Source organism: Tolypothrix sp. VBCCA 56010 (assembly GCF_050875635.1).
Lineage (GTDB): Bacteria > Cyanobacteriota > Cyanobacteriia > Cyanobacteriales > Nostocaceae > Hassallia.
Map to the genome: position 1 here is coordinate 43596 of NZ_JBPAOH010000028.1, position 22235 is coordinate 65830.

At 42.7% G+C, this 22235-nt stretch carries 25 protein-coding genes; 15 read left to right on the forward strand and 10 right to left on the reverse strand.

Going from position 1 to position 22235, the window contains the following annotated elements; translation table 11 throughout:
- Positions 1-50 precede the first annotated feature (50 nt).
- Positions 51-326: a cinnamycin family lantibiotic gene (locus AABK37_RS12360; protein ID WP_432551860.1), complete on the reverse strand. Its 276-nt coding sequence runs from the start codon at positions 324-326 to the stop codon at positions 51-53.
- 1030 nt (positions 327-1356) lie between these two features.
- Here AABK37_RS12360 and AABK37_RS12365 point away from each other — a divergent pair.
- On the forward strand, positions 1357-1902 hold the full coding sequence (locus AABK37_RS12365) for an FHA domain-containing protein (protein WP_432551861.1): 546 nt from the start codon (positions 1357-1359) through the stop codon (positions 1900-1902).
- A 113-nt stretch (positions 1903-2015) separates the two neighbouring features.
- On the opposite strand, the gene AABK37_RS12370 is transcribed toward AABK37_RS12365, so the two are convergent.
- Positions 2016-3770 (reverse strand): glycosyltransferase family 39 protein, encoded by a 1755-nt coding sequence (locus AABK37_RS12370; protein ID WP_432551862.1) that lies wholly within the window; start codon positions 3768-3770, stop codon positions 2016-2018.
- Positions 3770-3904, reverse strand: a complete 135-nt coding sequence (locus AABK37_RS12375) for a hypothetical protein (RefSeq protein WP_432551863.1) — start codon at positions 3902-3904, stop codon at positions 3770-3772. The genes AABK37_RS12370 and AABK37_RS12375 overlap by 1 nt, the downstream gene beginning before the upstream one ends.
- Before the next feature lie 218 nt (positions 3905-4122).
- Between AABK37_RS12375 and AABK37_RS12380 the strand changes: the two genes are divergently transcribed.
- Both AABK37_RS12380 and AABK37_RS12385 read left to right on the forward strand, forming a co-directional pair.
- Positions 4123-6651 (forward strand): ATP-dependent helicase, encoded by a 2529-nt coding sequence (locus AABK37_RS12380; RefSeq protein ID WP_432551885.1) that lies wholly within the window; start codon positions 4123-4125, stop codon positions 6649-6651.
- 185 nt (positions 6652-6836) lie between these two features.
- Positions 6837-7244 carry a hypothetical protein gene (locus AABK37_RS12385; protein WP_432551864.1) on the forward strand — a complete coding sequence of 136 codons (408 nt, stop codon included), beginning with the start codon at positions 6837-6839 and terminating at the stop codon, positions 7242-7244.
- Between the two features lie 214 nt (positions 7245-7458).
- Here the strand turns inward: AABK37_RS12385 and AABK37_RS12390 are convergent, their stop codons facing one another.
- Together AABK37_RS12390 and AABK37_RS12395 are read right to left on the reverse strand one after the other, a co-directional pair.
- Complete coding sequence (locus AABK37_RS12390; RefSeq protein WP_432551865.1) at positions 7459-7659, reverse strand: hypothetical protein; 201 nt, start codon at positions 7657-7659, stop codon at positions 7459-7461.
- A complete protein-coding gene (locus AABK37_RS12395; RefSeq protein ID WP_432551866.1) occupies positions 7637-8056 on the reverse strand; it encodes a Uma2 family endonuclease in 420 nt (139 codons plus the stop codon). The genes AABK37_RS12390 and AABK37_RS12395 overlap by 23 nt, the downstream gene beginning before the upstream one ends.
- A gap of 80 nt (positions 8057-8136) precedes the next feature.
- Between AABK37_RS12395 and rpmI the strand changes: the two genes are divergently transcribed.
- From rpmI to AABK37_RS12430, 7 genes are all read left to right on the forward strand, one after another.
- The gene (gene rpmI / locus AABK37_RS12400; protein ID WP_432551867.1) at positions 8137-8334 is read left to right on the forward strand and encodes a 50S ribosomal protein L35; all 198 of its coding nucleotides are present in this window, start codon (positions 8137-8139) and stop codon (positions 8332-8334) included.
- A 19-nt stretch (positions 8335-8353) separates the two neighbouring features.
- Positions 8354-8710, forward strand: coding sequence for a 50S ribosomal protein L20 (gene rplT, locus AABK37_RS12405; RefSeq protein WP_432551868.1), 357 nt, complete (start codon positions 8354-8356; stop codon positions 8708-8710).
- An 11-nt stretch (positions 8711-8721) separates the two neighbouring features.
- Complete coding sequence (locus tag AABK37_RS12410; RefSeq protein WP_432551869.1) at positions 8722-9561, forward strand: transporter substrate-binding domain-containing protein; 840 nt, start codon at positions 8722-8724, stop codon at positions 9559-9561.
- A 123-nt stretch (positions 9562-9684) separates the two neighbouring features.
- Positions 9685-10209: a tetratricopeptide repeat protein gene (locus AABK37_RS12415; protein WP_432551870.1), complete on the forward strand. Its 525-nt coding sequence runs from the start codon at positions 9685-9687 to the stop codon at positions 10207-10209.
- A gap of 341 nt (positions 10210-10550) precedes the next feature.
- Entirely contained in the window at positions 10551-12077 is a 1527-nt protein-coding gene (gene bchB / locus AABK37_RS12420) for a ferredoxin:protochlorophyllide reductase (ATP-dependent) subunit B (RefSeq protein ID WP_432551871.1), read from the forward strand.
- A gap of 574 nt (positions 12078-12651) precedes the next feature.
- Positions 12652-12879, forward strand: a complete 228-nt coding sequence (locus tag AABK37_RS12425; RefSeq protein ID WP_432551872.1) for a hypothetical protein — start codon at positions 12652-12654, stop codon at positions 12877-12879.
- Positions 12876-13160, forward strand: coding sequence for a type II toxin-antitoxin system RelE/ParE family toxin (locus AABK37_RS12430; RefSeq protein WP_432551873.1), 285 nt, complete (start codon positions 12876-12878; stop codon positions 13158-13160). Before AABK37_RS12425 ends, AABK37_RS12430 begins: the two co-directional genes overlap by 4 nt.
- Before the next feature lie 43 nt (positions 13161-13203).
- Here AABK37_RS12430 and AABK37_RS12435 read toward each other — a convergent pair whose 3' ends face one another.
- A complete protein-coding gene (locus AABK37_RS12435; RefSeq protein ID WP_432551874.1) occupies positions 13204-13443 on the reverse strand; it encodes a hypothetical protein in 240 nt (79 codons plus the stop codon).
- 169 nt (positions 13444-13612) lie between these two features.
- Here AABK37_RS12435 and AABK37_RS12440 point away from each other — a divergent pair, with 169 nt between their 5' ends.
- Positions 13613-13750 carry a hypothetical protein gene (locus AABK37_RS12440; protein WP_432551875.1) on the forward strand — a complete coding sequence of 46 codons (138 nt, stop codon included), beginning with the start codon at positions 13613-13615 and terminating at the stop codon, positions 13748-13750.
- A gap of 103 nt (positions 13751-13853) precedes the next feature.
- Positions 13854-14252, forward strand: coding sequence for a hypothetical protein (locus AABK37_RS12445; protein ID WP_432551876.1), 399 nt, complete (start codon positions 13854-13856; stop codon positions 14250-14252).
- Between the two features lie 306 nt (positions 14253-14558).
- On the opposite strand, the gene AABK37_RS12450 is transcribed toward AABK37_RS12445, so the two are convergent.
- A complete protein-coding gene (locus AABK37_RS12450) occupies positions 14559-14750 on the reverse strand; it encodes a hypothetical protein (RefSeq protein ID WP_089130178.1) in 192 nt (63 codons plus the stop codon).
- 98 nt (positions 14751-14848) lie between these two features.
- On the opposite strand from AABK37_RS12450, the gene AABK37_RS12455 reads away from it, so the two are divergent.
- Positions 14849-14995: a hypothetical protein gene (locus AABK37_RS12455; protein WP_432551877.1), complete on the forward strand. Its 147-nt coding sequence runs from the start codon at positions 14849-14851 to the stop codon at positions 14993-14995.
- Positions 14996-15086: 91 nt separating this feature from the next.
- Positions 15087-17615, forward strand: coding sequence for a sugar phosphate nucleotidyltransferase (locus AABK37_RS12460; protein WP_432551878.1), 2529 nt, complete (start codon positions 15087-15089; stop codon positions 17613-17615).
- A 107-nt stretch (positions 17616-17722) separates the two neighbouring features.
- Here the strand turns inward: AABK37_RS12460 and AABK37_RS12465 are convergent, their stop codons facing one another.
- The 3 genes from AABK37_RS12465 to AABK37_RS12475 all read right to left on the reverse strand — a co-directional run bounded on the left by AABK37_RS12465 (position 17723) and on the right by AABK37_RS12475 (position 20899).
- Positions 17723-17941 carry a DUF433 domain-containing protein gene (locus tag AABK37_RS12465; protein ID WP_432551879.1) on the reverse strand — a complete coding sequence of 73 codons (219 nt, stop codon included), beginning with the start codon at positions 17939-17941 and terminating at the stop codon, positions 17723-17725.
- Between the two features lie 192 nt (positions 17942-18133).
- Positions 18134-19201 (reverse strand): chemotaxis protein CheB, encoded by a 1068-nt coding sequence (locus AABK37_RS12470; RefSeq protein ID WP_432551880.1) that lies wholly within the window; start codon positions 19199-19201, stop codon positions 18134-18136.
- Between the two features lie 321 nt (positions 19202-19522).
- On the reverse strand, positions 19523-20899 hold the full coding sequence (locus AABK37_RS12475; RefSeq protein ID WP_432551881.1) for an ABC transporter ATP-binding protein: 1377 nt from the start codon (positions 20897-20899) through the stop codon (positions 19523-19525).
- 189 nt (positions 20900-21088) lie between these two features.
- On the opposite strand from AABK37_RS12475, the gene AABK37_RS12480 reads away from it, so the two are divergent.
- Complete coding sequence (locus AABK37_RS12480) at positions 21089-22153, forward strand: FAD-dependent oxidoreductase (RefSeq protein WP_432551882.1); 1065 nt, start codon at positions 21089-21091, stop codon at positions 22151-22153.
- Positions 22154-22235: the final 82 nt, after the last annotated feature.

Below are 22235 nucleotides of genomic sequence, written 5' to 3' on the forward strand. Positions count from 1 at the left end.
GCCTGACGATAGCTTTGGGCTATCAACTTACCTGAAGATTACCAACCAATTTACTTGGTAGCGCCATCACAAATGGCGGTTATGGGTCCGAAGCTACAGGTAGCACCACACGCAACGATGATGTCGAGTTGCCCTAAAGCATCGTTTAACAACTCCACAAAGGACTCGTCCTGCTTCTCGACTGAGTTCGGTAACTCAATATCGGCATTAATGCCAAACGCTTCTGGATGATTCCGAAGTTCATGAGAGAACTCGGCATCAACCGCAGCCATCTGTAATAGCTGTTCCAAGTATTCTACTGAGGGTGCTTGTAAAGTTGTGGACATAATTTTTACCTCTTTGTAATCAACGGAGAGCCTTTGCAGGTATCTAAAAACCAGCAAACTGATGGTTTTCTCTCCAAAAACACGATACAGCAAATCCTTGTCAACTTAAATATGTATTATTTTTTACTTATTGGTATTGTTTATTAAACCTCGTTAAACATCTATATTTAATAGTAGTATCTTTTTTGACATTTAATCCTTGTGAAAATATTTACCAAAAAGCTATTGATTGGCAAAATTATTATAAAGAAGTATAAAATATTATAAATTAATAAATTTATGGCAAACAAAAAATTAAGTACTACTGCGAACCAGTAGGAAATGTTTTTTTGCAACTCTACTTAAGATAAAATTGATTGAAAACTGCTATTTTGCAGTAATTATAAAGAATATTTGTTGGTTAACAACAATCAGAATAAATAATCAGAAAATAAATTACCAAAAATAATGGTAAAATTTATTACTTAGCTCTTTTGTAGAAAATTTACCGAATTCTCGGCTGGTTGTAAATGCACTGATATTGTGGAATACAAGTTATCTGGATGCAGGGGTGCGAAGCTCTTTACGAATTCTTTTGGAGCGAGACGCTGCGCGTTAACGTAGCTGCCTGCCTCTCATAGAGAAGCCTCAAGGGAAAGAAGGTGTTCTTGGCATCTTCTCGTTCCCTTCTTTGAAGGAGAAGAGAAGCGTGTCGCAGACAAGCCTCTCGCTCCAGAAAGCGGTTAGATAAATTAAGCTTTTTGACGATTTTTGCGTAAGTCCCAATCTAGAAAGTAGTGTGGATACAGTTTGTAAAGCTATTTGTTAGTGTTCAGAATCAAGTCAGAGTGAACCTTGTTAAGTTTATTCCTGACTCCCAACTTTGCGCCTCCCGTGCAGAAATCTCTCTTGCGGAACGTCTCTACCTGACTTCTGACTCCTGAATGCGTGACTTTTTTGTTGCTAAATCTAGTATGATTACCACAGAGCCTTTTTGCTACCAAAGCAAAGAATTTAGATAAAATGAGAAATTGCTCTGCAAAAGCAAGTTATGCAAAACTCAGGCAGATTACCAATAATGGGTTTAGGTTTAGAGCTTTTTCATGTTCAAACTGACACTTCTTTCGCGTTGCTACCAAATTTAACTACAATTCGCATTGGCAAACCAAAAAGTCACTTTTTAGGAGATATCAATGTCTCCGATTTGCCAAATGCCAATTTTGTTTCACGCAATCATGCAGAAATTCAAATAGAAAAAAACATTTATTATATTGTAGATGTGGGAAGCTCTAATGGGACATTTCTCAATAATATCAGGTTAGAACCAAAAAATCGCTACCCGCTCAACTTAGGAGATAAAATAGATTTAGGTCCGGGAAGTAAAGTCACATTTTTATTTCTCAGTAAACAAAAAGTAGCTCCTGAACCTCCTACCTCACTAAATAATCCAAGTACAGTCATTCAGCTTGAATTTGGGGAGACGAGCGCACAAGCAACTCTCAAAGAGAGTTTAAGCAAGTTTTTCCGCATATTTGGAAGCATCTTGAATTCTACTTGGCGATCGCTCAAAAAATTATTCAAGAAATTACGTCCCTAACCTGTAATCTCACCCTTAGTGAGCGGTTCACCGCTCATATCTTCGCTTTTAAAGGTTAAAAGTCCAGAAAAACTTCTTTCCTTTCCCCTTTCCCCTTTCCCCCTCTTCCTTCATTACATACAGCGATACAATTGATAAGGCACTCCAATCCGGTAATGCTGCCTAGAATCAATTGTGCAATTGAACCGAGACATTGCTATTTGCGGTGGATAATCTCGTCGTTTTATTCCCGGTGCAATAACCCATAAATTCATTTGAGAAATTGCGGGTGCAGGTAGTTGAGAAAGTTGTTGCCAAACAGAAAGTTCTTGCGAGTTCTTAAAAAAAGCAAATTTATCTAACTTTTCGCTCTTGATAATCTTTCTAACTTTTTCCACTTCCAAAGCAAAACTTAAACCCAAAGCCACATCTTGATAATCTCTATATGCCATAACAACCATCAGCGGCACAGCAGGATTTTGGTTGATATTACGAGCGACTTGCTCTGGCTTGAAAGGCTTTTCAAACACTAAGTTAGAAACAACAAAAATAGAACTGATAACACCAACCAGGAAAAAAATTAATAAATTTTTACTTTTTAATTTTGCGGAAAGTTGAGCCAGTCCCGTGCGGGGGTGGAGGAGTTTGAGGGAACTGGTGTGGCGGTTGCCTGTACCGTCCCGCCAAACTTTCCAAGACGAATTTTGACTTTTATTAAGGCTAGCTGCTATTAAGGCACAGAAACTCGGATAATAAACGAAATTGTAACGCGGAACAATAGTAATATCTTTATTCAAGAAATAGACAATGGCAAAGAATTCTAACAACACCCAACCAGAGAAACTTAAAAGCGTTAATGTAGCTAAATGAGTTTTTGGTGTACCCCACAAAACCCTTAAACCTAGAAAGATTTGCCGTCCTACCCAAATAGCAAATATCAACATTAACAAACCAGAGATAATCGCTATTGGTAAAGGCTGATTTTCTACAGGTAAGCTAATCACCATCAACACCCAGTTAATCAAAGTTTGATAAAAAGGAGCGATGTGTGCGGGAGAATTCAGCCAATCAGTTTCCGAACGATGAAAATGACTCAGCGTCACCATCAACCAAGGAATAAAGCTAATCGCAACAGCACTAATAGATAGAATTAAGGCAAACCAGATTTGACGCTTAATTTGCTTGATAGACTTAGTAGCTGGATAATATATAAGTAAAATTAACGTTGCTATCTGCGCTAAAAAAGCAAGAACACAAAAGTAGTGTACATAAAGAGCTATACTATTAATAATTGCCCAGCTAAACCAAACAAAAAATCTAACTTTTTGTTTGAGAAATATGTCTTGCTGAATTTGCATTAGTCCTAATAACCCTAAAGTTATCAACAGCATGGGCAAAGTGTAATGTCGTGCTTCTTGGGATAGGTAAACAGCAAAAGGTGAGACTGCCATCACAGCTGCTGCCGTTAAACCAGATGTTTTAGAAAAGGCAAGATTAACAGCATAAATTGCGGCGATCGCTCCCACACCAAATAAAGCCGGAAGCGATCGCAATTTTTCCACCCACTCTTGCCCCAATGGACTCAGCCACCCTAGCCAAGCGTGCATAGAGCAAAAAAACAGCGGTGGATGCGTAGATTGTCGGGCAATATTTTCAGCAATTTCCGCACAGCTAACTTTCGGCTGAAAAGTAAAAATCTCCTGCACTCGCTCAAGCGGAAACACCACACCTAAAGGCAAATCATTATAACTTTTACCCAAGCTGAAGATAGCAGTAATCACCTCATCCATCCACAACGGTTTTAAATCCAAATGCCAAAATCGCAAAATTGCGCCAAGAGCGATCGCGCCAATTAAAATTAGATAATGTATGCAAACACGTTTTTTCATTATTTAGCTATTAATAAAGATCGGGCATGGGGGAGGCAGTGCGGTCTTGGGGTCTCCCCAAGTGGAGCACCTGCCGTCATGGGGCATTGGGCATGGGGCATGGGGGAGGCAGTGCGGTCTTGGGGTCTCCCCAAGTGGAGCACCTGCCGTCATGGGGCATGGGGAATTGAAGAGGGGGAAAGGGAAAAGCGGAAAATCTGAGCGGAGGTTTCCTCCGATCAGACTTTTTCAAGACAGGGAAAAGGGAAAAAAAGAATTATTACCAATGCCCGATGCCCATTGCCCATTGCCCATTGCCCCATGCCCATTGCCCATTGCCCGATGCCCATTGCCCAATTCCCAATTCCCCTTTATGTCAGACACTAATTTTACCGATCCGGTGCCTCACTCTTCCGAAAAAGAAATATCTCCGCAATCAGCTTCTAAGGTGCGGGAAACCGCTGTAGCGCTTATCCGCAACGATTTGCGACTAGGACAACAACAAATGGCTGATTGGCGTTTTGGTCCATTAGCTGTTTCCGCAGTTCCCGGTGCTGGGAAATCTACAGGTATGGCTGCGACTGCGGCGATCGCGATCGCTCGTCAATATGAAGAAAGCCGCACAAAAGCGCGTCGTCAACTGATTGTAGTCACCTTTACTCGCTCTGCCGCTGCCAATATTAAAGCGAAAATTCGCGAATATTTAAGAGACAATTTATCTCTACCTCAAACAGGTTTCACTGTCTATACCTTGCACGGTTTGGCATTAAATATCGCCAGTCGTCATGCCGATTTATCTGGTTTGCAGTTAGAAAATGTCACATTAATCACACCGAGTCAAAGTCACCGTTTTATCCGTACCGCCGTCGAACAATGGATTGGCAATAATTCAGACCGTTATTTCCGATTGTTAGAAGGTCATCAATTTGACGGTGAAGAAACAGAAAGATTGCGTCGCCAATCAGTACTGCGAACCGAAGTATTGCCAGAATTGGCGCTGACAGTGATTCATGAAGCAAAAAGTTCCGGTATATCCCCAGAACAGTTACGCGAGTGGAGTAAACAAACCACAGACGAATACGCCATTTTGAGCGTAGCCGCCGGATTATATGAACAATATCAGAATTTAATGCGATCGCGTGACTTCATCGACTACGACGACATGATTTTAGCCGCCTTGCGCGTCTTAGAAAACGACAGCGCCAGACGAATTGAGCAAAACCAAGTTTTCGCCGTCTTTGAAGACGAAGCTCAAGATTCCAGCCCATTGCAGACGAAGCTTTTAGAAATTTTGGCAAGCGATGGGGAGGAGGGGGAGAGTGGGGGAGTGGGGGATAAGGGAGACAAGGAGACAAGGAGACAAGGAGACAAGGAAGAATTTGCTTTCTCATCTCCCCCCTCTCCCCATCCCCCCCTCTCCCCATCCCCCCCTCTCCCCATCCCCCCCTCTCCCTTGTCTGCCTCATCCTTAATCAACTTAGTGCGTGTCGGCGATCCTAACCAAGCGATTAACTCTAGCTTTACCCCAGCCGATCCAATTTATTTTCGGCAATTTTGCGAAGAGTGCAAAGCGCAAGACAGACTCGTAACAATGTATCAGGCTGGTCGCAGTAGTGAAATTATAATTTCAGCGGCAAACTTTGCTTTGGAATGGGTGAATAATCTTTATAAAAAGGATTTAACTAATTTAAATAGGGCAAATAATCGGATTTCCACAACTCCATTTCGACCGCAAACAATTTACCCGGTTGAACTCAATCATCGCCGAGATGATGTTAATCCACAACCAATCGGTAGGGGATTAGAACTTTACACCCCACGCGATATTCATCACACCGTTGAGTTACTTTCTCAAAGGGTAATTGAGTTATTTGCCGAAGATCCAACGAATACCCGTGCGGCAGTGTTAGTCCGGGAAAATCGCCAAGGACGCTGGTTAGCTGAAGCGCTTGCCCCTGTGTGCAAAGAGCATAAAATTGTACTTTACGATGTGGGGGAACGCGATCGCCATTCTCATGTCCCAGAAGATATTTTGGCAATACTGCAATTTTGCGATCGCCCGCATTCCCCCGATTACCTGAAAGCTGCCTTAGAAGTCTTGGTACAGCGTCAGTTAGTCCCCACCCAAGACCTCAACGCCCTCGCCAGTCTTCCCGAAGAATTTCTCTATCCGGGTCCGTTGGCATCACCGCAAACAGAATCGGTGCAAAAAGCCTGCCGCTTGTGTCGGAGTTTACTTCGCGCTCGTTTAGAACTGCCTTTGTATCAGCTAATTTCCTTCATCGCTTTGGTGTTAAATTACGACCAAGCCGAACTTGCAACAGCAGACAAACTTGCAGAAAGGGTAAATCGGCAAATAGCTGGTAATAGTTCAATGGGGACGATGCTGGCAGCTTTAAGTGAAATCGTCAGTTCCGAACGATTTGAACCTGTGGAAACCGAAGATGTAGAAGCGCGTTACACTCGTCGCGGTCAACTTACCATCATCACCATGCACAAAGCAAAAGGACTAGATTGGGACTTTGTTTTTCTGCCCTTTCTGCACGAAAACTTAATTCCCGGTAGGTTTTGGGTTCCTCCCCAAAGGCAGTTTTTAGGCGACTTTACTTTATCAGAAGTTGCTCGCGCTCAAATTCGCGCTGCCCTCCACGGTGAAGAAAGTATACCCAGCACCACCGCTGCTTGGGAACAGGCAAAACACCTGAAAACTGCTGAAGAATACCGTTTATTATATGTCGCCATGACGCGGGCAAAGCGTTTGTTGTGGATGTCTGCTGCCCAAAAAGCACCATTTACTTGGAGTAAACCGGATAATTTACAACAACAAGCTGCATGTCCGGTTTTTCCAGCGTTAAAGCAGCAGTTTCCCGGATGTGTGATGATGACAACAGTGTTCAAATAAGTAGAGACGTTTCAGTGGAACGTCTGTACGAGAGTTTTGTCAATCCCAAAAATGCATCAGTTAATTAAGTTACGCCTATTAAGAATTACAGCGAGATTGGTTGATATCTTCCTCAAAGATGATATGTTATATCTGCCATATATACCACTTTTGATAGATGTAGAAACCGGATAAAAGGAGCACTTATGAAATTAAGCACCGATAGAGAATACTTGTACTTTCTGCCAAACGCCAGTTTAACCAAGAGACTCATTCAACATCTGCACGCCAAACCGGAAATACCCGTTTTCTGTGTGACGATAATTCATGAGATTGATGGCTGGTTAGTGCGAATCAAGCTAAATAGTCAGATTACGCCTTTGGAATCTGGAAACCTTCGAGCTTTTTTAAATGAATTAGGAATTAGCTACGAGCCACAAAAGCGTTTGCAGATGGCACTTCTAAGTTTAGAATCTGGGCAGTGTCCTGTAAAAACGATGCGTCGCTACCAAATATCGATTGTCTCTCACGGTAGCCCTAATAAAGAGGAAATTGAAGCGTTTCGGGAGCAGTTTGTCAAAAAATTAGGCTATTGCCCGCAAACTCTGGTGTAAGCTAATCGATTTTTGATTTATTTTGCCTTGCCAAAAAATTATAGGTTTGCGCGGTATTATTTGCATCATACTTAAGATATAGATTTTTTTGACTTGGGAAGAAAATTTGTAGATTTCTTTGGCGTTGGTGTACCGTCTTTAAGACAAGCGATGCCTACGGCAACCCTTGATCGGGAACGCTCTCAATTTCACGTACTCTGTTACAATTTATGAATCAAGCTGGCGGTAACGACTTGCTCGACTGCGATCGCCAGTTCTGGGAAAGTCTATGAGATAATGCGATCGGACTCCTTATTTGTTGAACTTGATATTCTCCGTTAATTAACTGGTAAACAAAAACCGAGGGAACTTTCGGATTACCAAGATAATTGCGGGAGGCTATAGCTAGATAATCAACAATCCAAGAAGAAAGCAATACCCAGCCGTTGATACTCGTCTAACTTATCAACGTAATCATCTTCCCAGTTAGTTGATACGACTTCTACAGCAAGTTGTATCGGTTCAATTAAAGCGCCTGCTAATACATTTTCGTTCCATACAGAAGCAAGAACTACACCCACATCAGGGTTTCTACCTTGTTCTTTTCCACTTGCCGTTCTAGTTCTGAAGACTATATCCTTATCAACAATGTAATCTAGTCCCAAGCGGTCAATTTCATTATTAAAAGCAAACATTAAAAATCTGGCTACATTCTTATCTGCTCTAGTCGCTTCCACCTGAACCAGATCGCCATTCACAAGTTCAAAGATACCATAGCCATCTGGGTACTGGGCGAGAAATTCCTCAAAAGTCAGCTTCTTGGTGGTTAGCATAAAACCTCCGCGCTTTTGTAATTAGCTCAATTTATTTCTTTTAGCTTATAATTAGGGATCGTGTCGAATTAAGTTAGTTTATGCCCAAACTAAAAACCCGTAAAGCAGCGGCGAAACGATTCCGCGTTACCGCTACAGGTAAAATTATGCGTCGCAAAGCCTTCAAAAATCACCTTCTAGAGCACAAAACTACTAGTAAAAAGCAGAAATTGTCAAAAATGGCAGTTGTAGACGAACGCGATGCTGAAAATGTACGCTTAATGCTTCCCTATTTGTAAATTAATCCCAAATTAAACAATGACAAGAGTAAAACGCGGTAACGTTGCTCGTAAACGCCGCAAAAAAATTCTCAAATTAGCCAAAGGCTTTCGCGGTTCTCACTCAACTTTGTTTAGAACCGCTAATCAACAAGTGATGAAAGCGCTGCGGAGTGCTTATCGCGATCGCAAAAACCGCAAACGCGATTTTCGTCGTCTGTGGATCACCCGCATTAACGCCGCCGCACGCCTACACGGTTTGAGTTACAGTCAGTTGATGGGCAATCTCAAAAAAGCCAACATCGAACTCAATCGCAAAATGTTAGCGCAAATGGCAGTCCTCGATCCGGCAGGTTTCAGCAAAGTCGCAGAATTAGCCAGCCAAGTTACAAAATAAAGGTGCAACGGATGAATAACGGATGTAACAGATGGAAAGCAATTACTCAGTTACATCTGGTATTATCCGCTACTATAATTATTTGGTTGAACTGTTCGTTTGCAGACAGCCAATTAATTGCAAATGCGGCAGAAATGCCAGAAATTCAGCAGCGCGGCTACTTAAAAGTTGCGGTAAAAAGTAATTTACGACCGTTGGGATTTACTGATGTCAGCGGCAAACTGCAAGGTTTAGAAATTGACCTAGCTGTGATGTTAGCGCAAGACTTATTAGGCAAAACTGATGCAGTCAAGTTAAAACCTGTCAGCAATCGCGATCGCATGACTGTAGTTTTAAATAATCAAGTTGATCTGACTATAGCTAGAGTCACAGCAACTTCTTCACGCGCTCGTTTAGTTAGCTTCAGTGTTCCCTACTATTTTGATGGGACTGTATTACTTACCAAAGATGCTTCAGCGCAACGGCTTGCGGATTTTGCTAGACGAAAAATAGCCGTTTTGAAAAAGTCCAGCACGATTGCGGAAGTGAAATATTATATACCAACTGCCGAATTAGTGGGAGTGAATTCTTACGAAGAAGCGCGATCGCTTTTAGAAAAGAATACCGCAGATGCTTTTGCCGCAGATGCCAGCGTCCTCAGCGGTTGGGTGCAACAATATCCTGAATATCGCTTACTTTCAACCAAACTATCAACACAACCCTTATCGGTAGTAATGCCCAAAGGATTGCAGTACGATGAATTGCGACAGCGAGTAAATGAAGCGATCGCTCGTTATATAGCAAAAGGTTGGCTTGCTGAACGCATAAAATACTGGGGATTACCTCAATCAGAGTTAGGAGTTAAAAGTTAGGAGTTATGAGTTAGGAGTTATGAGTTAAAAGTTATTACTCTTTTTGTCTCCTTGTCCCCTTGTCCTCCTTGTCCTCCTTGTCCCCTTGTCCCTAATCCCCAGTCCCTAATTTTAATAAAGGCAATGGATAACAATCTAGCGGTTTTTTATCTCTCAATTTTCGTTCTGTTGCTTGGCTTCGCAGTCGTGAACATTTTTCGCGAAGTGTTCAAAAGTCGCAGAATGGAAAGCTCAATGTCACGCTTGCGGAAAAAACTAAGTACACAAAAGGGTACGACTCAAGAATATTATGAGTTAGCGAGTATTTATTCTGAAAAGAAAGTGTTTTCTCAAGCGATCGCACTTTTTCAAAAAGCCCTCAAAGCCGCTGAAGAAGAAGGCGAAGAAAATACCGCCCCGATTTATAATGCACTGGGGTATACTTACTTCGCACAAGAGCAGTATGATTTAGCGATTCGTCAATACAAAGAAGCGCTTAAATCTAAACCTGAGTATGTAACAGCTATGAATAATCTCGCTCATGCCTACGAGAAAAAGAATTTAAATGCTCAAGCTTTGGAAATGTACGAACAAGCACTGAAAATTGATGCAAATAACGCTACGGCAAAACGCCGCGCTCAATCTTTGCGGCGCTTGGTTTCTGCGTAGTTAGGGACTGGGGACTAGGGACTGAATATTTGATGAATGCAAAATGGCTGAAATTTATTCATAATTTTCACCTAATGCCCAGTCCCTAGCCCCTAATCCCCAGTCTTTATTTATACGAAATTTTCTAAATAATTAAGAATTATATAAGTTTGGACAACACAAATGTTGTTTAAATATGAAGTTGAATGCCAATCAGCAACAACGTTTGAGCGATCGCTATTTGTGTAAAGTCCTGTAAGCGTCTATTCCCTAAGAACTGCAACATTTGAGAGAATCAGAGACGATTTAACAATCAAGCACTTATTGTCCATGTTGGTTTCAATTAAAGGGAGAACACAGTAATGAAATTGGCTTACTGGATGTATGCTGGTCCCGCCCACATAGGCACACTGCGGATCGCCAGTTCTTTTAAAAACGTTCATGCGATCATGCACGCTCCACTCGGCGATGACTATTTTAACGTTATGCGTTCCATGTTAGAGCGCGAGCGGAACTTCACCCCGGTGACAACCAGCGTCGTAGATCGCAACGTTTTAGCGCGGGGTTCTCAAGAAAAAGTGGTAGATAACATCACCCGCAAAGACGCTGAGGAACACCCCGATTTAATTGTGTTGACTCCTACTTGCACCTCTAGTATTCTCCAAGAAGATTTGCACAACTTTGTGGAGCGAGCGCAGTTAGAAGCAAAAGGCGATATCATGCTAGCGGATGTGAACCACTACCGCTTCAACGAATTGCAAGCCGCCGATCGCACTTTGCAACAAATCGTTCAATATTACATTGAGAAAGCTCGCAAAAAAGGCGAACTGCCAGAAGGAAAAACCGAAAAACCCTCAGTTAACATCATCGGTTCTTCTACCCTTGGTTTCCACAACCAGCACGACTGCACCGAACTCAAGCGGTTGATGGCTGACTTGGGAATCGAGGTAAATACCGTCATTCCCGAAGGCGCTTCGGTGTACGATATTAAGAAGATGCCCCGCGCCTGGTTTAACCTCGCACCTTACCGCGAACTCGGTTTAATGGCGGCTAATTATCTCGAAGCCGAATTCGGCATTCCCTGCGTAGATATTACGCCAATGGGTGTAGTAGAAACTGCAAGATGTATCCGTAAAATTCAGCAGGTGATAAACGCCCAAGGCGCTGATGTAGATTACGAAGAGTTCATCAACGAGCAAACTTTGCATGTATCCCAGGCTGCATGGTTCTCGCGTTCGATTGACTGTCAGAACTTGACCGGTAAGAAAGCAGTAGTGTTTGGTGATAATACCCACGCTGCGGCGATGACCAAGATTTTAGCACGGGAGATGGGAATTCATGTAGTATGGGCGGGAACCTACTGCAAATATGATGCTGACTGGTTCCGCGAACAGGTGAGCGAGTATTGCGATGAAGTGCTGATTACTGAAGATCATGGCGCAATTGGCGACGCGATCGCTCGCGTCGAACCTTCAGCCATTTTCGGCACCCAAATGGAACGCCACGTAGGTAAACGTTTGGATATTCCTTGTGGCGTAATTGCTGCACCGATCCACATTCAGAACTTCCCCCTTGGTTACAAACCATTCATGGGTTATGAAGGGACAAATCAGATTGCAGATTTGGTGTATAATTCCTTCACTTTGGGAATGGAAGACCATCTATTAGAAATCTTCGGCGGACACGATACCAAAGAAGTGATTACCAAAGGAATTTCGGCGGAATCTGACTTGAACTGGACAAAAGATGGTTTGGCAGAATTGAATAAGATTCCTGGATTTGTGCGGGGGAAAGTGAAGCGAAATACCGAGAAATTTGCACGCGATCGCGGATTTAAAGATATCAACGTCGAAGTACTGTACGCCGCGAAAGAATCCGTCGGAGCGTAAGTTAGAATTCAATTATCAGCTATAAACTGATAGCTAGGGTTTCATAAAAGAGTGTTCTTTCAAGGAACACTCTTCCTGTTATTCTTTATTAAATAACTTTTCTTGTACAAAATAATTTAAGAAAAATGGCATACATATGAGCAGTAACCCACCAGCCAGCGGTTCTAATCAAAATAGACTGTACACCAGATTTATTACTATCCTAAAAATAATTCAGTTTATCGGCTTCTTCCTTACAGCTCTTTTTTTGATTGTATTTTTTTCATTCTTTGCTCATAATTTAACAATTGGTGGACCATTTGGAATAGTATTTTTAGGATATTTAATTTATGGGGTGATTACTTGTATTTCTATATATGTTTTTACAGGAGTCTTGATAGCAATCATCGACCTTCTAAGTCGTATAGAACGGAATACAAGACCTTAATAATAGATATATAGATTTTTGTAAAGATAATCTACTATTTTCACTTCATTAGCAGTATTTGTGCTAATTGGTGCGATCGCTTAACCGAAGTCACTATACCACTTCGCTCACTGTCTATAATCATTGCAGTAGTTGGAAAACATAAAAATGAATAAACCTGTATCTTTTCAAACTGTAATTGAATATGTTGAGGAACTATCGGAAGAAGAACAAAATTTGTTAATTGATCTGATTCAAAAGAGACGCATTGAAAAACGGCGTATGGAAATTGCCAAAAAAGCCACAGAGATATTAATAGCGCTGCGAACAGGTACAGCGAAACGTGGCACGCTTGCTGATTTGAAAGCTGATTTATTGACAGAAGATGAAGAATGAAAACTCTAGTTTGGGACAAAAGTTTTAAGCGAGCTTTTAAGCGTACTGTTCGCAAAAACCCCCAGCTAGAAGAAAAAATTTTTGCAGTGTTGGAATTGTTAGCGAATGAGCCGTTTGCTCAATCCTTGAAAGCGCATAAATTACAGGGTCAATTAGAGGGATTATGGGCGTGTTCGGTTGAGTACGATTGCCGAATTATTTATAATTTTGAGCAGGATAGCGAGACGCAGGAAGAATTAATTGTATTGATTGATATTGGTACACATGATGAAGTGTATTGAATAGCATAGTAAGTTGGACAAAGCGACCGCAAAACCCAATATATTACTGTTGCCAAGTTTCGCTAATATAGTTATTGTGATTTTCTCCTAAATCATAATTTTCAAATTTTAATGTACCAATCAGCGGCAATATTGGATCGGCTTCCAAGCTATTTGTTTGCTTTGCTGATTGAGTTAGAGATTGTAAAACTAATTCCTCTAAAGATAGATTGAGTTGTTCAGCCTGGATGGTTAATTGATGTTCTAAGTCATCTGGTAACTTTATTGTTAATGTTTTTGCCATTTTATTTTCCTTTACTAATCTAATTTTAATTTTAGCTGGCTTGCATTCTTAAAAACCCTGTTGTCCAATGGTATATAATAAACACTCATAAGTAAAATAAGTTAAATCAATAAATACAGAATTTTCCACTTATATTAAGGTGCGATGGGCAAAGCCCCGCTCCTAGGCGATGGTGAAACGCCCGCGTACCCGCGATCGCTTTGCCTTCAAACAAGCGCAGAATTTTTCTATGCCCTATGACCCATTCCCAAGATTGTACGAAAATTCGATACTCATGCTTTCAGGGGATGCGATCGCAATTTCGTAAGTGTAACTATAGAAAGTGTCCAATGTAAGAAAACGCTATCGTTGTCTAAATCTAGGATCAAGTTGTTGAAATAACAACTTTGACTTGTTGAGAAGGTACAACTATGAATCGAATCTTAAAACGCACATTTTTACCCAGCCTCTTAGCTGCCACTTTAACTGGTGTCACTTTAGTTCCAGCTAAACCCGCTGCTGCCGACGATCGCATACTTGAAGATGTCGGTATTGGTGCTGCCGCTGGCGTGGTATCAGGCGCTATTAGGGGACGTGGTTCGGTATTAAACAATGCTGTTAAAGGTGGTGCTGCTGGTGCTGCTGTTAATGGTGTTAACGGTACCAGAAGAAATCCCAGAAACCGTAACTTGGGTCAAGATGTCGGAGTAGGTGCAGCCGCAGGTGGTGTCACTGGTGCAATTACTCGCGGTCGCAAAGATACTTTGGGTGATGTAGTCGATGGTGCAGCCGCAGGTGCAGCTATCCATATCTTGAGGAATAGAAAGTAATTCGTTGTTCGTAATTGATAGCTGAATTACGAATTTGCCTTAATTCCCAAGCATTGCTAAAAAATTATTCAGAGAAATCACGCCACAGCCACGTTACCATTACCTGAACGCTGTGGAATTGACAGTTAAGCCACATACAAACTAAGCCTGCGGTCAGCAGGCTTAGATGTAAAAAGTCCGCCTCAGTGCGGACTTTGTGTTTATAATTGTAGGAATTTGGGTAGAGTGCAATCGCCTGTGCTGCCAACTAATCATATCCATCGCACAGTGCGTTCTAAAGATACAACTAAACTTAGAACGCGACCTTTAGCCCTTCAACGCCTTTCTAAAATTGCGACGATAGGACGGATTTGTAACAAACAAAGCGGGCCATAACAAAGATAAACCAAGGCGATTGGGCAAACTTTTCGTAAAATTCGTTTGCTCAAATCCATTCCAAAACTTCCACACACCATATAAATAAGCCGCCATCAAGCCGAGAATAATTAACTTAGGCATGGACACTCCATAAGCAACTGACACAATTCGAGAAAAGTATTCTCACACCCTCCAGTTTAAGATAGCCTCCCGGATTCGGGGAGAGGGGGGAGGGGGAGATGGGGGGACAAGTAGGGGTGGGGTTCCCCCACCCAATGCCCAATGCCCAATGCCCAATGCCCAATGCCCAATGCCCATTCCCCATTCCCCAACTTTTGAGTATATCTACTTATTCCTTGACAGATGCATCTTGTGGAAGTTCCTAAAATATTAAGATCCATAGGAGACTAAAGAATAGCAGAACATATCTCACGGGTCTTGAAGCAGCAAGAGCGCTCACATAGCTAAGGAGGATTTATGCGTGCAGTACTAATGGCAGGTGGATCGGGAACGCGGTTACGTCCGCTAACTTGTGACCTGCCCAAACCGATGGTGCCCATCCTAAATCGACCAATTGCCGAACACATTATCAATCTTCTCAAACGACATCACATTACAGAAGTTGTTGCCACACTGCATTATTTACCTGATGTCTTGCGAGATTACTTTCAAGATGGTAGCGATTTTGGCGTACAAATGACCTACGCGGTGGAAGAAGACCAGCCGCTCGGAACAGCAGGTTGCGTGAAGAACATTGCCGAACTTCTAGACGAAACCTTTTTAGTAATTAGCGGAGACAGCATAACAGATTTTGACTTAACAGCCGCAATTGAATTTCACAAACAAAAGAAGTCTAAAGCGACTTTGATTTTGACTCGTGTCCCCAATCCAATTGAGTTTGGGGTAGTGATTAGCGATGAAGAAAATCGAATTCGGCGATTTTTAGAAAAGCCCTCCACCAGTGAAATTTTTTCCGATACCGTCAACACTGGTACATATATTCTAGAACCAGAAGTTTTGGAATATCTGCCATGTAACGTAGAATGTGACTTTTCTAAAGATTTATTCCCCTTACTGCTTGACAAAGACGAGCCGATGTATGGTTACGTCGCTGAGGGTTACTGGTGCGATGTCGGTCACTTAGACGCCTATCGCGAAGCTCAATATGATGGCTTGGAACATAAGGTAAAACTTGATTTTGCCTACAAAGAGGTGTCAAATCGCTTGTGGGTGGGTCAAAACACTTATATCGATCCAACCGCTCAAATTGAGGCACCGGCGGTTATTGGCGATAATTGCCGCATTGGGGCAAGAGTCCAAATTGAAGCCGGAACCGTAATTGGGGATAATGTCACCATTGGGGCTGATGCCAATCTCAAACGTCCAATTGTTTGGAATGGGGCAATTATTGGCGAAGAAGCACATTTATCGGCTTGTGTGATTTCCCGTGGTACTCGTGTAGACCGTCGCGCTCATGTTTTAGAAGCTGCTGTAGTCGGTTCGCTGTCTACTGTGGGAGAAGAAGCGCAAATTAGTCCGGGTGTGCGCGTTTGGCCCAGTAAAAAAATCGATTCGGGGGCAATATTAAATATTAACTTGATTTGGGGTAACACGGCTCAACGAAATTTATTTGGACAACGTGGTGTCCAAGGATTAGCCAATATCGATATTACCCCAGAGTTTGCGGTGAAGTTGGGAGCAGCTTATGGTTCTACTTTGAAACCGGGTTCTAAGGTAACGGTTTCCCGCGATCAGCGGAATATTTCGCGGATGGTGACGCGATCGCTCATCGCTGGTTTAATGTCTGTAGGTGTCGATATTCAAAACCTTGATGCTACCGCTATTCCCATCGCTCGCACAGTTATCCCCACAATGTCGGTAGCTGGGGGTATTCATGTGCGCGTACATCCCGATCGCCCCGATTATATCCTGATTGAATTTATGGATGCCAAGGGCATCAATATTTCCAAGTCAAAGGAAAAGAAAATTGAAGGGGCTTACTTTAAAGAGGATATGCGGCGATCGCAAATTCATGAAGTTGGCGATGTCTCATACCCCAGTCAAGTAATTGACCGCTACTGCACAGCTTTTGAAAAGTTATTGAATATTGACACAATTCGTAACAGTCGGGCAAAAGTAGTGATTGACTACGTTTATGCTGTCTCTGGTGCTGTATTGCCGCAAATGTTAGATAACTTTGGCGCTGATGCGGTGGTGTTAAACGCTAGTTTGAATAAAACCGCTATGTCCACAGCTGAACGTGAAGCATTGATAACTCAACTCGGTCATGTGGTGGAAGCTTTGAAAGCTAACTTTGGCGTTCAGGTGTCAGCAAATGGCGAACAAATGATTTTGGTGGATGAATCGGGTATTCCGATTCGCGGCGAAATGTTGACAGCGCTGATGGTGGACTTAATCTTAACTTCTAACCCTAGAGGGACGGTAGTAGTACCGGTTCATGCTTCGAGTGCTGTTGAACAAATTGCCCGTCGCCACGATGGTAAAGTGATTCGCACTAAGGCGAATCCTACCGCATTAATGGAAGCTTGTCAAACCAATCCTAGTGTAGTTTTGGGAGGCAGCGGGGACACTGGCTTTATTATCCCGCAATTGCATCCGGGATTTGATGGGATGTTCTGTATTGCCAAGCTAATTGAAATGCTAACAATCCAAGAGCGATCCCTTGCTTCTGTACGCTCAGAATTACCGCGTGTAATTCACAAAACTTATACAGTCCGCTGTCCTTGGACAGTCAAAGGTGCATTAATGCGGTATTTGGTAGAAACTCATCCAGCACAAAACCTAGAATTAATCGATGGGGTGAAAATTTGTCAACCCTACGATGACAGTTGGGTGTTAGTTTTACCAGATGCCAGCGAACCGCTGGTACATTTATACGTCAACAGCAACGATCGCGATTGGGTAGATGATTCCTTAAGACAATACCGCTCTCGCGTTCAAGCTTTTGTGGAAAAACAAGAAGAGCAAATTCCTGTAGAGGTGTAATTAGTTGATAGTGGTTAGTTGGAGCGTTGTTAGTGGTTAGTTGTTAATTGTTGGTTGTTTTATGAACCACTACCACTAACCACTAACCACTATCCACTATCCACTAACTATTTCTCATCTTGAATGTGTTCACGAGCAAGTTTCAATAAATTTACCGCATCTGCACGATCAACAGATGGGAAATTGTCTAAAAACTCTTCTAAAGAAAAGTCATCATCTAAATACTCGAAAAGCGATTGAACTGGGACTCTCGTGTTTCTAAATACCAGTGTGCCGCCCATAACTTCTGGATCGGAACTTACTGGACTTTGAACTAAAGTAATCATAATCTTCGTTTTCGCTGTTTTTCGATCAAGTATATGTTTGTGAAGCGTTGCATTTATTTGTCATGAAGTGGTGATATGAGAAGTTTAATACAAGCGATCGCCTTTCTTCGGCTTGAAGAAGAAAGGAAATTTTGATTTTTCTTTCTTAAAGCTTCGTCAATAAGAAAGTCAACGCGCCACAAAAAGATGGTATTAGTGATGCAAAGTATTCTCACTAACCTTTTCTCTACTCAGGGTTTCGTGGCTCATCACGGCTTGCCTAACTAGGTCAGCCCGTCTCTTCGTTTCCTCGGCTTTCTGCAAAAAGAGTGTCTCCGTCTCAGTATCGTTGGTTTCGCGCAGATGCCCAGCCATATGCCTCATTAATAATTCACTTTCTTGAATCGCACGTAAAGTCTTCCAAAGTGCATCTTCAATGCCCTTGGTAACTTCCACGAGCAGAGAATCCAGGGAATATGCGTGCCCCGTATGGCAGCGGAAGCGGATAAGGTTTCCTTCTTTCAATCTCAGAAGTGCACCGTGACATTCGGGACAGGTATAGGGAGTGGGTTTACCTAGCTTCATAATGCCTTGCTCAAAGGCGTTGTCTTCCCGTGCGACTCCTACTTCAATTTCCATGTTATCGGACGGCGGATTTACCGCTTCCTCCACAACAGTTTCATTTGTCAGACGAACCAATAAAGACCCCATCTCTGTCACCGAGACGCAGTGATCTACCGTAACCGCTTTCATTGCGGCTTTGGGCATTGAGGGGTAAAGCGCCTCAAACGGGTCTTGGACAATTGCTATACCTCCTCGCTCCTTCACCGCATACAGCCCAGCCGCTCCGTCATCAAGGGAGCCAGTCAGAACCACCCCTATCACCAGGGGACCGTAAGCAACAGCTGCGGAGCGGAATAAGACATCGACTGAGGGACGAAAGCGGTTTTCTTTTGGACCGCGAGTTAGCCGGACATAACCCGGTTCGACAACAAGGTGGCGATCTGGGGGAGCGACATAAATACGACCGGGTTGGATCGGCTCAAAGTCGATCGCGTGTGCTACCGGCAGCGGACATACGCGATCAAGTATTTCGGGCAATATACTCGGAGACTCCGCTGGAAGATGCCAGACAATGAAGAGCGTGCCGGGGAAGTTGTCAGGCAATTGAGCAAGAAGCTTTCTCATCACTTCCAAACCACCTGCGGAAGCTCCAATGACAATGATGTCATGTTTTAACACTCTACTCTCCTTTATTGTCTGGTATGTTTGTCTGCCCAACTATCTCCTTTGTCTGATAGAACCATCCATATAATGCACACAAAAAAAGGTAGAAAGTAAAATTGACATTCTACTTAATCAAAAAATATCTATCATTTTTGATAAGATGCCAATCGAAGGTTCGCGCTTGGCACGACGGCAGTTGCATCGCGCTTAACCACGGTAGGTGCATATGTGAAAACACTTTCACAGCGCTGCCTCTAGAGGGCAGAGGTTTACGATCTTGCTTCAGCATAGCTACCTTATCGAGAGTCAGATTCAGTCTAAAGTCTGAAACTCAGAAAAAGGGAAAAAATGTTTTTAATTTTCAATCCCTAATTTTTATTTTTCAAATGGCAAAGATGGCGATGGATTTTTAGGAAATATCGCTTCTTCAGTTTCTGAGTCAAAAAAGTGTATTTTATCTGGTGTTAGCGATAACCATAGTTGTTCGCCAATACGTATAGTGCGGTCTGGTGGTACTCGCACTTGCAGGTAATTGCTTGTAGAAGTAGTTTGATTTGGTTCTAAAAGTTTGACTGCAAGATAAGTGTCGTTACCCAAATTTTCTACTAAATCCACTTCGACTTGCAGATTTTTAGTTGCTGGTAAACTTATACTTAAATGTTCCGGACGAATACCTAAAATTAAAGTTTGCCCGTCATATTTTTGTAATGCAGTTGCCCAAGTTTCTGGTAAGGTGAGACGAAACTGAGAATGACTAATCACTGGAGCCTGAAATTTTACAGCTATAAAATTCATCGGCGGCGAACCGATAAATTCTGCAACAAAACGATTCGCCGGACGGTTGTATAATTCCAATGGAGGAGCTACTTGCTGAATTTGTCCTTGATTCATAATCGCAATGCGATCGCCCATTGTCATCGCTTCGGTTTGGTCGTGGGTAACATAAATTGTCGTTGTACCCAAATGCCGTTGTAACTTGACAATTTGAGCGCGAGTTTCTGCCCGCAGCTTCGCATCTAAATTAGAAAGCGGTTCATCCATTAAGAATACTTGCGGATTGCGAGCGATCGCTCTTCCTAATGCTACCCGTTGTCTTTGTCCACCAGATAACTGTTTGGGTAAGCGATTTAACAATCCTTCCATTTGTAATAAATTGGCGACATAACGCACCTGTTGATTCACCGCTCTTTCTTTCTCAGAAATATACCGCAGTCCCTTCGGTAACTTTCGCGTCACACTCACCAGTAGATTTTCTGCCCAGATAGCTAAAGAGGAGGAAGAGACAAGGGGAGGGGGAGACAAGGAGAAAGAAGAATTGCTCCCCTTGTCCCCTTGTCCCCTTGTCCCCCTGTCTCCTTGTCCTCCACTCCGGCGTCGCAACCCAAAGGCGATATTGTCATACACTGTCATGTGCGGATAAAGGGCGTAATTTTGAAACACCATTGCGATGTCTCGTTCTTTGGGGGGGAGATCGTTAACTAAGCGATCGCCTACCCAGATATTACCCCCAGTCATCGCTTCTAACCCCGCTATTAAGCGCAGCAGAGTGCTTTTACCACAGCCGGAAGGTCCCACCAGCACTATAAACTCGCCATCTGCTACAGTCAGGTTAATCCGTCGCAAAACGTTGATATTTTCTGAATGCTCTGGTGTCGCGTCACTTTGGAGTGCATTTTTAGTTTGCGAAACAACACTTTCCCCTTTCCGAGGGGGAAAACTTTTATAAACGTTTTCTAAAATAACTTGCGCCACGAGTAATTATTATTGAAATTGTTATTTGTCAAGGGTTAAGGGTCAATCTTTAGACTATAAACTATAAACTATCAACTATCGACTATTAACTATCGACTATCAACTTCGTGAATACGAAAAGTTAAAAAAATAGCTTTTAGCACAAAAAGCGAATTACCTTAAATTTAAAGGCTTTTAAGAGGTGTGTTTATGAGTGTTAATATACCCTCGAATTCTGTCCAAGAGCCAACCGTTAATCTTGCTCATGACATTTTAGACGTAAAAACCACATCTTGTTGCATTGTTGGTGGTGGTCCTGCGGGTGCGGTGTTGGCTTTGTTGTTAGCGCGTCAAGGTATCCCGGTGATGCTGCTGGAAACACATAAAGATTTTGACCGCGACTTTCGGGGAGATACAATTCATCCGTCTGTGATGCAGATTATGGAGGAATTGAATTTAAGCGATCGCTTGTTGCAATTGCCCCACAACAAGATGCGCCAAATTAAAATTCAAAGTCCTAATGCTACCGTCACCTTGGCTGACTTTAGTCACCTCAAAACCCGCTACCCCTATATTACGATGCTTCCCCAGGTTAAGTTCCTGGAGTTCATCATCTCTGAAGCACAAAAATACCCTAATTTTCACTTAGTCATGGGTGCTAATGTACAGGAGTTAATTGAAGAAAATGGCGTAATTCAAGGTGTCCGCTATCGGGGGCAAGGTGGCTGGCACGAAGTCCGGGCTTTACTTACAGTTGGTGCAGACGGTCGGCATTCCCGATTGCGACAAATAGGCAACTTTGAATCAATTAACACCTCACCTCCAATGGATGTGTTATGGTTCCGCTTACCGAAAAAACCAGAAGATAGTGAGGATGGAGTAGGTCGCATTGGTCGCGGTCATATTCTCGCTATGCTTAACAGGTCTGATTCTTGGCAAATTGGCTTTGTCATTCCCAAAAGCGGCTATCAAGAACTACGAGCTGCGGGTTTGCCAGCATTAAGAAAGTCTATCGTTGATATAGCACCAGAGTTAAGCGATCGCATCGAAAATTTACACGATTGGTCACAAGTAGCTTTTCTCTCTGTAGAATCCAGTCGCGTCAAGCGCTGGCATCATCCGGGACTGTTGCTTATTGGTGACGCGGCTCATATAATGTCTCCAGTTGGCGGCGTTGGTATTAATTACGCGATTCAAGATGCTGTCGTCGCCGCAAATGTACTTACAAAACCGCTGAAAGCTGGGGAGCATCCCACTTTGGCAAAAATATATTAACCCTGTGTTGTGGGTTATCTTGGGTTATCAATAGGACTTACGCACGCTCTCAAATTTCTTATCTTGTGCATTGACGTAAAGC

What these genes read in the sequence shown, in the direction of transcription:
- AABK37_RS12360 (WP_432551860.1), bottom strand. Translation starts at nt 326, where the DNA reads ATGTCCACAACTTTACAAGCACCCTCAGTAGAATACTTGGAACAGCTA.
- AABK37_RS12365 (WP_432551861.1), top strand. Translation starts at nt 1,357, where the DNA reads ATGCAAAACTCAGGCAGATTACCAATAATGGGTTTAGGTTTAGAGCTT.
- AABK37_RS12370 (WP_432551862.1), bottom strand. Translation starts at nt 3,770, where the DNA reads ATGAAAAAACGTGTTTGCATACATTATCTAATTTTAATTGGCGCGATC.
- AABK37_RS12380 (WP_432551885.1), top strand. Translation starts at nt 4,123, where the DNA reads ATGTCAGACACTAATTTTACCGATCCGGTGCCTCACTCTTCCGAAAAA.
- AABK37_RS12385 (WP_432551864.1), top strand. Translation starts at nt 6,837, where the DNA reads ATGAAATTAAGCACCGATAGAGAATACTTGTACTTTCTGCCAAACGCC.
- AABK37_RS12395 (WP_432551866.1), bottom strand. Translation starts at nt 8,056, where the DNA reads ATGCTAACCACCAAGAAGCTGACTTTTGAGGAATTTCTCGCCCAGTAC.
- rpmI (WP_432551867.1), top strand. Translation starts at nt 8,137, where the DNA reads ATGCCCAAACTAAAAACCCGTAAAGCAGCGGCGAAACGATTCCGCGTT.
- rplT (WP_432551868.1), top strand. Translation starts at nt 8,354, where the DNA reads ATGACAAGAGTAAAACGCGGTAACGTTGCTCGTAAACGCCGCAAAAAA.
- AABK37_RS12410 (WP_432551869.1), top strand. Translation starts at nt 8,722, where the DNA reads ATGAATAACGGATGTAACAGATGGAAAGCAATTACTCAGTTACATCTG.
- AABK37_RS12415 (WP_432551870.1), top strand. Translation starts at nt 9,685, where the DNA reads ATGGATAACAATCTAGCGGTTTTTTATCTCTCAATTTTCGTTCTGTTG.
- bchB (WP_432551871.1), top strand. Translation starts at nt 10,551, where the DNA reads ATGAAATTGGCTTACTGGATGTATGCTGGTCCCGCCCACATAGGCACA.
- AABK37_RS12425 (WP_432551872.1), top strand. Translation starts at nt 12,652, where the DNA reads ATGAATAAACCTGTATCTTTTCAAACTGTAATTGAATATGTTGAGGAA.
- AABK37_RS12430 (WP_432551873.1), top strand. Translation starts at nt 12,876, where the DNA reads ATGAAAACTCTAGTTTGGGACAAAAGTTTTAAGCGAGCTTTTAAGCGT.
- AABK37_RS12435 (WP_432551874.1), bottom strand. Translation starts at nt 13,443, where the DNA reads ATGGCAAAAACATTAACAATAAAGTTACCAGATGACTTAGAACATCAA.
- AABK37_RS12440 (WP_432551875.1), top strand. Translation starts at nt 13,613, where the DNA reads ATGGTGAAACGCCCGCGTACCCGCGATCGCTTTGCCTTCAAACAAGCG.
- AABK37_RS12445 (WP_432551876.1), top strand. Translation starts at nt 13,854, where the DNA reads ATGAATCGAATCTTAAAACGCACATTTTTACCCAGCCTCTTAGCTGCC.
- AABK37_RS12450 (WP_089130178.1), bottom strand. Translation starts at nt 14,750, where the DNA reads ATGCCTAAGTTAATTATTCTCGGCTTGATGGCGGCTTATTTATATGGT.
- AABK37_RS12455 (WP_432551877.1), top strand. Translation starts at nt 14,849, where the DNA reads ATGGGGGGACAAGTAGGGGTGGGGTTCCCCCACCCAATGCCCAATGCC.
- AABK37_RS12460 (WP_432551878.1), top strand. Translation starts at nt 15,087, where the DNA reads ATGCGTGCAGTACTAATGGCAGGTGGATCGGGAACGCGGTTACGTCCG.
- AABK37_RS12465 (WP_432551879.1), bottom strand. Translation starts at nt 17,941, where the DNA reads ATGATTACTTTAGTTCAAAGTCCAGTAAGTTCCGATCCAGAAGTTATG.
- AABK37_RS12480 (WP_432551882.1), top strand. Translation starts at nt 21,089, where the DNA reads ATGAGTGTTAATATACCCTCGAATTCTGTCCAAGAGCCAACCGTTAAT.